General features: G+C 47.2%; 5 protein-coding genes. 4 read left to right on the forward strand and 1 reads right to left on the reverse strand.

Features of this window, described 5'->3' with window-relative positions; genetic code table 11:
* The first annotated feature begins 262 nt into the window (after positions 1–262).
* Positions 263–859, forward strand: coding sequence for a hypothetical protein (locus SPB21_RS32575; RefSeq protein WP_499869185.1), 597 nt, complete (start codon positions 263–265; stop codon positions 857–859).
* A complete protein-coding gene (locus SPB21_RS32580) occupies positions 852–1529 on the forward strand; it encodes a hypothetical protein (RefSeq protein WP_163659712.1) in 678 nt (225 codons plus the stop codon). The genes SPB21_RS32575 and SPB21_RS32580 overlap by 8 nt, the downstream gene beginning before the upstream one ends.
* Before the next feature lie 719 nt (positions 1530–2248).
* Here the strand turns inward: SPB21_RS32580 and SPB21_RS32585 are convergent.
* Positions 2249–7750, reverse strand: coding sequence for a CHAT domain-containing protein (locus tag SPB21_RS32585; protein ID WP_499869187.1), 5502 nt, complete (start codon positions 7748–7750; stop codon positions 2249–2251).
* A gap of 822 nt (positions 7751–8572) precedes the next feature.
* Between SPB21_RS32585 and SPB21_RS32590 the strand changes: the two genes are divergently transcribed.
* On the forward strand, positions 8573–11017 hold the full coding sequence (locus SPB21_RS32590; RefSeq protein ID WP_499869189.1) for a cadherin-like domain-containing protein: 2445 nt from the start codon (positions 8573–8575) through the stop codon (positions 11015–11017).
* A gap of 342 nt (positions 11018–11359) precedes the next feature.
* A complete protein-coding gene (locus tag SPB21_RS32595; protein WP_163698968.1) occupies positions 11360–12139 on the forward strand; it encodes a DUF4114 domain-containing protein in 780 nt (259 codons plus the stop codon).

Here is a 12139-nt window from a genome sequence, read left to right on the forward strand (position 1 = left end):
GCAAAAACTCCACCACCCGCTGCCAGCCCAAATCCTCGGTCACCCGCACCGGTGCCTGAGCAATCTGGCCAAACTCAATAAAAGTGGGCTCAGGAATGTCACGAGCCATTGCCAACTCCCCCTATTTGAAACAACCCGCAGGACGAAACACCCCATCTAGCGTGGGTATCTCCCTGTGATAGAAATTTTACCCAAACTAACCCCCTTTTTATAGATTACGCAAAAACTTACACTAAAAATAATCTGCTGAATTTGAGCTATCATGAAGCTTGAAACTAGAGCGTTTTGTCGATTTCTTGGTGTTGGGTGGCAGATGGCACGACGGATTAACCCAAAATGTGTGGCTTGTGCTCAGTTGAGTGTGGCCATGGCCAGGCAGCTCCATGGGGCGTCTGGTGATGGTTGCTGGGTGGAAAAGCGATGTCATCGGCGACGGTCTCACTATCGGAATCGGCAAGGTTTGAATGAAAAGCGGCGGGTGGAGTATCGCCAGCAGGTGGCTGCAGCCAGGGCAGATGATGGGGTGGAGCGAATTTCGTTAGAGGTGGTGGCGAGTTCGTTGCCCTATGCAAATTTGTATATTTGGCGGGAAAAGCGGAAGGATGCGCCGGTCCATGCGATCGCAGCTACCGTTATCCAAAACGGTCAAAAAGTTTTAGAAGTAGAGCCCATCCACTGCGCCGGATACCGTAAGCGTCAGCTAGAACGCTACATGGAACAGAAGGTAATGCCCTATCTGAAAGAACGTTTTGGGATAACTCACTTTTCCAATGAGATTCGATTGGAGCCCATCGAGTGTCCCCTTAAGGATTGTCCCTTGAAAGAAAGTTTTGACTCTGGTGGGGTAGTGGATGATTGATGTGCGTCAGCTAGAGCTGGACCTCGGGGATGCCTTTGAGGAGGCGGTGGATATGCCAGAGGAGGCGAATATTTTAGAGCTGTGGCAGCAGTTTGAGAGAGTGATGGCAGAGTTGCCCTGGCGAGAGCAGTTGCGGATGGGTGGGGACGTATTGGCGCAGTTGGCGGAGATATGTGAGGCAAAGTCCGAAGTTCTTTGGGAGGACTGGCAGGATGCAAATAATAGTGATGGACCTGTGATGGATGGGGACTGGCTGCGAGGATTAACGCGGCAGACTCAGGAGATAGACTTTTCTGAGTTAGTGCGGCGGTCAGATAATTATTCTGCACAACAGCCAGACGATATTTCTGATGGTGGGTCTTTAGTGGTTGACGTGGATAAAAAAGCGATCCTGGCGCTGGTGGATGAGCTGACCTTTGAGGAAACTAAGAAACAGGCGTTGTCGGTTGCTCATTCCGAGGACGTATCAGCTTGGATTGCTGCCATTTCAGCTAAACGCAAGTTGGCCCCTCAACGGTTAATAGAACTACAGCAGCAGTTACGGATGCCGTTGGTAGAAGTTTGGATCGCGGCACTGCTCGGAGGGTTTCAGTTGGAACAGCGGGGAGAATTTTATGAGACAGAAGAGATTTGGATGAGTGTACCTTGTTTGAATAGAGGAAAAGGGTAACAAACCCGCCACAGTGAGGCATCTCTCAATGATTATCTATTTCTGGTAGTGGCACGGGTTTATCCCCGTCCGGAGATTTGCATACCCTATTTTTTCTCCAGTCCCGAACATACAAACAAAGTTATTCAAAACCATTACACTGCCATGTCGGTTAGCCCAGCGGAGATAACCTCGAACTGTAATCAGGCCTAATGCTAGGGAAGCTGTCACCTATTCGTAGTAACGCCTTAGCTCTTCTTCAGTTTAACAGAAACCATTCAGGCTCTCGTGTCCTCATCGATTAACTTAGAAAGCGTTAGCATAGGTAGGCTGACGGGGGCTTTATTTCATGACATTATCCTGCTCATCTTGGATTTAGCAACCTCCCTAAAACAGCTATTGAGCCCTAGAAATAATGGCAAAATGTTGCCTAAAATTTGGGAAATCTGCCCCCCAAAAATTGGAGGTAGCCTAATGCAGTCAATACCTTCAACCATGCCAAACACAGTGGCATCTGTGCAAAACTCTGAACGGCTTAAGCGTTTTCCTATGATCGAGGATGTACGCTAGCGTGCGATCGCACGGCTTCCAGACGCAATTCGGGGATTTCTTGAATGTGGTGGTGATATCATCGTTGATATTCTGACCGATGAACTTCTCAACAACTTACAACTACTAAGGATTGAATCTACCTCAAGTCTTCAACGATCAGTAAGTAACTCAAGCAGCCAAAGGAACTATCATAACCAGTTACCTACCAGAACAAAAGGACTCCAGAAATAGGGAGAGGCTAACTGCGGGTCTTGCATAAGGGCTAGCTGCGCCTGACGAAATGCTTCGGCTTTAGTAGTCTCCGGTTGAGCCAGGGCCTTATAAAACTCAGCCATAAAGGTGGCTGCGGCCTGGTCATTAATGGCCCATAGTCCAGCTAAAGTGCTGCGCACCCCAGAACGGATCGCCGTACCTGCAATGCCTAGCACCGCTCGACTATCACCCGCTGCGGTTTTACAAGCACTAAACACCAATAACTCTACTGGGGAGAGGTCGCTGCGGTTTCGAGCTTGCAAAACTCGACTCATTTCCTCCATGGTAAGCTTTTCATCCCAGGTGAGAATAAACGTATCCTCGACGGTTGATCCAAACTCGCCATGGGTGGCAAGGTGCACCACACCTGCTGGGGCTGTTTTGAGGCTGTTAAGAAGATTGGTCTTAGTCAGTGCTTGGTTGAACAGCACCTGGTTGTTAGGAATTTGTGTGGTGACCTGTTGCAGTTCATCAGGCACAAAAGGTAAGGCAGAAAAACCAGAGCGAGCTTCACTTAGACCCCCAGCCAGCATTGCTAACCCTTGTCGCTGTAGAGGACGTGGCTCTAAGAGACTCAGCCCAGGTGAGAGAACGACATTGTATTTCTCGATCAGATATTGCTCACCGTCATGCAATGTGGTCAGGGGTAATGTGCGCAAGACACCATCAGCGACAAAGACCAGGCTTTCAATGTTTTGCTGAGCGAGATAGTCCTCTGCGGGACCCAGGATCCAATCATAAACCTGTTTAAGCTGGTCAGTGGTGTGAGGTCGTCCTGCCCGAATGGGCGATGTGAACGAGCTAAGTAATTGTCGAACCGTTTTTTCAATCTCTGCAGAAGCAACGGATTGACTGTAATGTTGAATATCATCACCCACGCTGATGATGACATCAAGCTGGTCATTGAGGAGAATGGGGTAGATGATGGCGGCGGTTGGATCCACTTCATCCGCCAATACAGGAGACCCTTGGATACAGGCATCCTGGAAATAGTCATTGACTTCAGCGACCTGCAAGTTCTCGATGAGTTGCCTAGCGTGTCTCAACTCGTCTTTCATAGGAGAGTGACTGCCATTTGTCTGGAGTAGAAGTTTGACAAACTCGCGATAAATGGGCTCAATATCATCCCGGAACGTGAACTGGACATCATCGCTACTAGCGATCAGATCTTTCCGTAGAATTTCCAGAGCCTCAATGGCAGCATTGTAAGCAGTAATGGCTTGGGCACGTTTTCCTTGGGCTTTTTGCAGACGCCCTAGTTGTAAAGCCACAGGATATATCACTTCGGGGGCTTGGAGTGTTTGGGCCTGGCGAAATGCTTTTTGAGTGAATGCTTCAGCTTTATCCCACTGTTGTTTTTTCCCATAGAAGTCTCCCTGATAGCCGAGCAGGTAGGTCTGAGCAACAGTATCTTGTAACGATAACGCTTGCTGATTTGTACGATTGAGTAACGTGGTTAAACTCTCAGAGGCACCGGAAGATAGACTGTGTTGCAATAAAGTATGGATGAGATATAGCTGAGCGTAAATACTCTCTCTGCTGGCAGGGAGATTTGACAGTTGGAGCGTCGGTTCTAGATCAGCCCAAAGTTGCTGCGCTGCTTTGGGTTCTTGCGTTACCAGTAGTTGAAACTGACTTACACTGGCCTGTAGCTGATCGAGGGCCGTGGGAGCTATCTCCAAGGCTTTTTGGTAATAGGCAACGGCTTGGTCAGGGCTGGTTGGATTCGTGTGGCCTAGATTCAGTAAAATTTGGCTAACAAGAGCAGGTTGTTTCAGGTTTTGGGCAATGGCCAGGGCTGCTTCCAATGTTTGCGTTGCTTGGATAGTGTCACCACTATTGCGTAAACCGTTTCCGAGGGTGAGTAAAGCAGTAGCTTTGAGGAGGGAGGGGGGCTGCTCCGCGAGGCTATTAGTAATTGTAGCCAGCAGTGGTTGGGCCTGACGATATAGGCCGAGAGACTGTAATGCCTGCGCCTGATTTAGCCGTGCTTGGAGATAACCGACAATATCCTCAGCGTTACGATAGCTATCTGCCGCCTGTTGCCAATCGGTAATGGCCGCCTGGGCATTACCTTTGCTGAGGTGTAGATTGGCACGAGTATTGAGAATTTGGGCAATGATCTGGGGGGTGGCGTTGTCGGAAGTTAACAGTTGTTGGCTGGCGCTCATAGCAGCATCTGCCTGCTGCCAGTCGCCTAGTTGATGGTAGACAAGCGCTAGATTACTGAGGGTAGATGCATAGGTTAATGCGTCATCCCCTTGGGTAAGGATAGTTGCAGTTTGACTCCATAGGGTGGCGGCTTCTGTGTAGTCAGTTTGATAGTAGGCTTGGGCAGCTTCCTGCAAAAGTGCATTGAGAAAACTAGTCTCAGAGGAAGAACCTGTTGTTAGGCGAATGTCACCATTCGAAGCGACAGACCATGCCTGGGCTTCTTGGAGAGTTGCATTGGTTTGTGGTGTTTGGTCAGTAGTCAGTCTGCCGAGGTCGGGTAATGGGGAAATGCCTGTGGGCTGACTGGTCGGTGTGATGGGCAAACCGCCGCGCCCGGTTGCTACAAATTGAGCTTGTCCTTGTCGATCGATGGAGCAGGCGTTGGCAATTTGGTTGCTGGCATCGGCCAGGTTTGCCGGCAGTTCGGTGGTACCCCTAGCTGGATCAAGATTGGGCGAGTCAATCTCAACGTCACCGTCTACACCAAATCGTGAAGACGCAGAAAACTCTCGAAATTCTGTTCCTAAGAGAGAATTGGCAATGATGTTGATATTCCCACCATCACCCCGATCGGCATTGGCAATGATTTGATTCAGACCTTCGGGAGCCGCTACAAAAAAGTCGGTTTGGATGCTAATATTCCCGCCATTACCCGTACCTCCTGGATTTTCGGCAGAGATGCGGGACTCATCCCGGAGCAAAACTGCATTCGGGTTCGAAATGGATATATTGCCCCCATTAGCATCCTCTCTGGCATTGGTGGAAATCTGGCTGCCGTTACGTAATCGGAGTGTGTCTTCAACATTCAGGGTAATGTTGGCTGCTTCACCTGCGATCGCATCCGCACTCAAAAAGCCACTATCTAACACAATATTGTTGGCCGTCACCCCAATGTTTCCGGACTCCCCTGAAGTTTCGCTGCTAACAGAAATCTGGGCGCGATCGCGCAACACCAGTTCAGGAGTTTCAATCTCAATATCCCCTGCATCGCCCATTCCTGGTGAGTTAGCAAAGATACCACTAGGTAAACCCTTATCATTAGCAACAAAGTTAGACTCTTCTTCTGCAGATAGTTCGATTTGAGCATTTGAGCCCGCTAATGTAATTCTCTCACTAGCCCGGATTATGACATTACCTCCCGGACCATTCCCCAAGGTGGCCGCTGAAATTTGACCACCGTCTGCCAGGCTCAGTTCAGCCGTGTCAATCACAATGTCCGCCCCTGCTCCAGTCGCATTCTGGCTGAGCTGGGTGAGAATGCGACTGGGCTGACCGTCCGGCAGTGTTCCTTGCAAAACAATATCTTCTTCAATATTCAAGGTAATGGTGCCACTAATGCGAGGTCCATTGATATCAGCCTCAGGTTCTGCCACACCAGCGTCAATAGCAGAGCCGTTTTCAACAATCAGACGTCGAGCATTAACTAAAATATCACCACCTGTTCCTGACGGACTGCTCTCCCGCACTGCGCTGGCAATTGAGGTTCTGCCAGAGGCTTCGGTTGTAGTCAGAGTGACGGTATCGCTAGCGTTAATCACCACCGCTCCACCCTGGCCCTCACCCAGAACCGTAGCACCAATCCTTACCCCGATAACGGTTAAATTATCTGTGGTAATGTTTACTGTCCCGCCTATTGCATTCCGGCCACCGTTACCCACAGTAGAATCAATTCCAGGTGTACCATCACCCAGACCTCGAAGGCGAGCCTGATCTTCAAGCAGAATGCTGCTAGCTCGGATATTCACATCACCTGCTCGGGCTGTACCATTGGCGACGCTATTAACCGAGGCACTTGATAGCAGTTGAAAAGAGTCACTCTCAAAGGTGATATCCCCGCCTCGAACCGGACCATCATGATTAATTGAAACCCGCGCCTCGCCCTCTAAAATTATCTCCTGAGCCAGGAGAGTAATATTACCTGGCGCACCTGACTCGTTAGCTCGAGAGCCTGAATCAATCAACGTTCTGGGTGCTCGCTGCGACCTTTCAGGTCTGCTTCTATCAGGCTTTGGATTGCCAGCGCTATTCCCGCGACGTCGATCGTCGAGTTCTTCTCCCCCCTGCACCAGAATACGATTCTCGACATCAATTAAAATATCGCCTGCTCTGCCACTGCGAGGAGTCTGTGTAGAAATATCGCTGCGATCGCTCACATTAAGATTATTTGCTCTGATGGTAATATCCCCACCATTACCTAAAGAGTTATTCCTAAACTCATTAACAATTTTAGAATTCTGAATAATTTGAATATCTCCAGTCGCATCTAAGATAATCTCACCAGTTTGACTTTCAGGTGTACCTGAATTATCTCTGATACCAGTTTCTAAGACACTCGCTGTCAGAGTGATGTTTTGGGCGGTAATGAGAATGTCTCCATTCCCTTCAAACTGGTTGGAAATTCTGGCATCATCCAAGGTGACATTTGCCCGATTCACACCAGTTTGAAGGCTAACAACATCCTCAGACTCCACTGCATCAAGGTTTAGGGTTAACGTACCTGGGCCAGATAGTCCCCCCAACACCACTCGTCCTCCCTGCACTCTAAAGTCTGCCCCATTAATGGCAGTAACATCTCCACCGACTAAGGCCAATGGATGCCCTGTCCGCGTCCTGAGCGATGCTCCATCTACCGTAATGGCTTGCGGATTAGCTCCAAACTGTAGTCCGATGGGGGTACTCAGGGTTAGTATTGGGGGAGCCTGTGGATTAACGGCACTAAAGCTATTACCACCTGGGAAGAGAAACTGATCAGCAGTAGACACCACCAGGGAGCCATTTAGATTTAATTCGGCGTCAGGGCCAAACACTACACCATTTGGGTTTAAGAAAAATAGATTGGCTACGCCATTAACCCCTAACAAGCCATTAATATTAGATAGCCGTCCTCCAGTCACTCGGGAAAAAATATTTTCAACATCAGCTGGATTAGCAAATCGCACTTCCTGATTGAGGTTAACGTTGAATTGATCAAAGCTATGAAACAATGTGGTGTTGCTCTGCGTCCCTCCCTCGATTAAGACATTAGGTAAAGTGCCTGAATCAGCTCCAGTTGGAACAGTCGAAGGATTTGGCAAGGTACTATCGGGCACAATTTGAGCTAACCCTGGCTTTTGGGGGAGTAAGATACAGATAACCAGCAATAGCAGCTGTAGAGTAATGACCGGTACATTAGCGCAATCTTGACTCAAGAGTAATTTATGTAGTAAGGGCTTTAGTCCAAACATTGTTTCAAAACTGTAGGAGTTTTAGGTCGATTATCCATCTATCTGATTATCTCAGATAAATCTTAGGACTTTAAAGAAGTATTACAGTCAGGTGCTTCACGGTTGGAGAAAATATGAAATAAACGAGTTCGGTGCATCGTTGCACCGAGATGAGTAATGCAGACTCGGTAATAAGGCCTAAACTCACACTGAGCAAAAATTGTGCTCTGCATCAATCTCTTGCCATGATTACAATCACCGATTCTTCCAAAACCTGAATAAATCTGAATATTTACCTGAACAATCCTGCAGCATTCAGGATTGTTCAGGTAAAAATATCGGTAGTTCTTAAAGAGTAAGGATATCGACGATGGTATCTGACTAAAAACAATAAACTCAGTTCTATGTATGTTTCCCTAGTCTAGGGTTGGGCTATAAGTTGTGTTTGAGTTCTTTTAGGACAGTTACAATACTGTTTCTTTCAGCACCTGAATAAACCTGAACAATTACCTGAATAAATCTGAATGTTTCAGGATGGTTTCTGTTAAAGATTTTAGCGATATTGAAGATGTCCAAACGGGGACAAGACTTACTAGTCCCTTCTATGCCCTTTATTACACTCATTGGTAGTTTTTTTAATAACGAAACAGGCCAAAGATAATGCAATAACAGTTAGCAGATAAATTCTGCAACAATCATCAATTCTGATGATTGTTTATGATGTTGTATCAAATATTTTTCAGGCCTAAAGTGGTCGTTTTGATCTAAAAGAAACTGCAGGTTTCAACCTGGATGTGGTTTAGGCATTCTACCCAAGTTGTTCTTTCAGGGAAAATTTCAAAGATGGCTCAAATCATCAATGTCAGCTCACCTAACTCCAATCAAGCCTATACAGTGGGCGATATCATTACCATTAATGTTGAGTTTGACAACCCTAACTTATTTGTAAATGGAAACCCACGACTTTTATTGGAGACTGGCACTACCGATCGATTTGCTAACTTCAGCGGCAGAAATGGATCCAACACATTACAATTCACCTATACTGTTCAGGCTGGAGATGTCAGCTCTGACTTAGACTATTTCTCAACAACAGCTTTTGATCTCAGTGAAGGATCTATCGGCATCATTGAGTCTCCCGATATTCCTGATTTGACGTTACCTACTCCAGGAGAGGCAGGATCTCTGAGTGCTAACAATGATTTAGTCATTGGTAGCATTAATCAAGCTCCCAGTGCAGTAACTTTGACCAATCGTACTGCTGCTTTACGGGAAGACACAGATACGACCACTCGCATTAAGGTTGCCGATATTAATGTTACCGATGATGATTTAGGCACCAACACGCTTGGGCTCACAGGGGCTGATGCCGCTAATTTTGAAATCGAGGGTACTGAATTATTTCTAGCCGCTGGCACTAACCTGGATTTTGATGTCCAGTCTGAATTCAACATTAATGTTTTTGTTGATGATCCCACCGTAGGGGGCACTCCAGATGCAATTGCAGACTTTAACCTCAGTGTTAATGACTCAGGGTTCGACTTTCGCAACCTCACCCTAGGAGACGGTTTTAGTAATGTGGGGCTGCTTTCGGCAGAATCACAAGCTCTGATCAAGACGGCGTTTGACCTGCCCGATTCTCTCGATCTAACCAACTTTAACCCGCTCTCGGCTGCGGCCAATGGTGATGCCGTGGGAGCTGAGGTATTAGCTGATTTGGTGTCTTTGCAAACCCTGATTGTCCAGACTGGGGAGACCCTGTCAGGGGCGTTACCAGATAAGTCACCCATGACGCTGCAGCTCACGACTGCCATGACAGCCCTTGAGGTGATCCAACCTGAGGCAGAAGCCGGAAATGCTGTTGACTTGGGTGATGTTGATACGGTGAAGACTATCCTTGAGGCAACGGTCACCAACCTTAAAAATCAGGATCTTTCGCTCGATTTAGACACTGTTAGCAACAATAGTACTGCCATCAGTGAGGTGATTGCGGCCAGTACGGGAGCAATCTTAACTACGGCAACCAATAACTCTCCTCAGGATGCAGTAGTCAACATCTTTCAGGCCCAGCAAGTTACCCAAAATCAAGTCGCCAATGACCTGGAGGCTGCTGTTGTTGGGACCAAAACTTTTGATGATGTGATTACTGAAAATACTGGCACCAATCTCGATACCCAAATTGAGTCAATTGCGACTAATCTTATCCCCATTGCCGTCGATGATGTCTTTGCCTTAACCAGTACTGACTCGTTTGCGGGTAATGTGCTATCGGATAATGGCCAGGGTTCCGATTTTGACTTTGAGGGCACGTCCCTTACAATCATTGCTGCCAATGACAATGATACGCTGATCGGAAACCCAATACAGCTAGACTTTGGTAATTTAACCCTCAATAGTGATGGTAGCTTTATCTATACTCCTGATAGCTCCTTGGGAAATGGGGTTGTAGAGGATAGCTTTACCTATACAATTGCTGATGGGACCGGTGCAATCGATACGGCCACTGTCAATCTGAACATTGCCATTAGTGGTCCTAGTAATGAATCTCCCGTCGCTGTTGACGATATTGCAACGGCTAATCAAAGCCTCAACAATCCTAAGACTATCCTGGCATCAACTCTCTTGGCGAATGATACCGATGCTAACGGTGATGCCCTGTTGATCACTGGAGTGACAGCAAATGCCGTCAGTAGGAATGGCAAGACAGTTGGCACAGTGACTCTGAATGATGACGGCAATATTATTTACACTTCGACTAATAAAAGATTTAGCGGTGTTGCTACGTTCGATTACACAGTCAGTGACGGTGAACTTCTGGACACTGGAACGGTCAAAGTACGAGTTGGCAAGACCCAAAACGGGGGCAATGGGAAAGATATCCTGACCGGAACATCTGGAGACGATATTCTCAATGGAGGCAACGCTCCAGATAGGCTCTCGGGCGTTGATCAACCTTCACGCAATCCAGGAAAAGGTGAATTTGATATTTTAACGGGCGGTAATGGTAGAGATACCTTCGTACTGGGGAACGACAAACATGTTTTCTATCAGGGTATGGGTGATGCTGATCTGGCTGTGATCACTGATTTTGGACGTGGTCCAGATCAGATTCAACTTCAGGATCTGTCTTCTGTGTCCAACCAGAGCTACGACTTTACCTTTGTCGAGGACTTTAACGGTCTGGGGGCAGGCACGCAAATCAGCTATGTAGGACTCGATGACCAACCAGATTTGATTGGTTTTGTTCAAGATGCCAACATATCTGTTGCCCAGGCGCAGTTTGTTTAACCGATTGACCAAGACAAGTTTTGCTATAGCTAGTTTCGCTATAGATACTGGTGTTGTCATGGTTCTAGTTGTCTTTAACTATCTGCAAAAGATCAACCTGGCATCGAGTTGAGTTTTCTATGGGCGATTAAAGCGAGTGTGGATAGTTCCATACTCGCTTTTTCTTTCCCAACACCTGAATAAATCTGCTTTTTTCCTGAATAAACCTGAATAAACCGGGATTTTTTCTGTTGTTGCCATTGGCGATAGTGGATATATCGCACAATCCACTATCGTCGCTGCGGGAAAAAATTAATGAGTATAAAGTTTACACAGGTCTTCACATCATGTTGTGCTGCGCTGATGGCAGCCACAGTATTTACCCCAGGTGCAGAGGCTGCCAGTCTTTCTAAAGTGGCCTATGAGCAACAGCTAGGCCATCGCTATGGGCTCAGCTATGCTCAATGGTCATTATTTAATCGACTGGCCACCAATCAAGAGGGAAGTGCCATTAGTGATGCCGCCCTTAACCCTGTCAGTCTGGACGATGTTACCTGGGAGACTGGGGTAGATAACATTGAAGTCTTCTTTATTAATGAAGGAGCTGCTATTAGGAGCCAGCTGTTCTATTCAACAGATGCTGGCCATCATTTAAATACTATTTGGAATGATATTGCCTCCCCCTATAGCTTAATCCCTGAGGCCGATGGCCCCTTATCGCTTGGCCAGGGAAAGAGTTTGGGGGCAATGCCTAACGGTACCGTTGTCGATTTCTTCTTACAGGCTGATGGCAACCTGTTTGGTATGGATGCTAGTAAAAATCCTGATGGTGAAGCCCATATCGCTAGCTATAAATCAGGTGAATTTTTACTCTTGGGATTTGAAGATCGCATAGGTCGTCGCAATGATCGTGATTTTAATGATGTTGTTATTGCGATCAGAGGGTTTAACAGCCCAGCAGCCGATGTGATTCCCACTCCTGTGGTTACACCTCCTGTTACGCCCCCTGTGCTGCCCGCTGTTACTCAATCTGTAATGCCTACGGTTTCTGAGCCTGCAACTCAATCTGTGCCTGAACCTATGGGCACAGCCGCTGTCTTGGGTATGGGTCTATTTGGGTTAATGTATCTGCATCGTCCTTAG

Origin of the sequence: Leptothoe sp. ISB3NOV94-8A (assembly GCF_043421595.1) — a bacterium.
GTDB classification, from domain to species: domain Bacteria; phylum Cyanobacteriota; class Cyanobacteriia; order Phormidesmidales; family Phormidesmidaceae; genus Leptothoe; species Leptothoe turfae.

Excerpts from the sequence above, each read along its gene's own strand:
- SPB21_RS32575 (WP_499869185.1), top strand. The coding sequence starts at position 263 with ATGAAGCTTGAAACTAGAGCGTTTTGTCGATTTCTTGGTGTTGGGTGG.
- SPB21_RS32580 (WP_163659712.1), top strand. The coding sequence starts at position 852 with ATGATTGATGTGCGTCAGCTAGAGCTGGACCTCGGGGATGCCTTTGAG.
- SPB21_RS32585 (WP_499869187.1), bottom strand. The coding sequence starts at position 7,750 with ATGTTTGGACTAAAGCCCTTACTACATAAATTACTCTTGAGTCAAGAT.
- SPB21_RS32590 (WP_499869189.1), top strand. The coding sequence starts at position 8,573 with ATGGCTCAAATCATCAATGTCAGCTCACCTAACTCCAATCAAGCCTAT.
- SPB21_RS32595 (WP_163698968.1), top strand. The coding sequence starts at position 11,360 with ATGGCAGCCACAGTATTTACCCCAGGTGCAGAGGCTGCCAGTCTTTCT.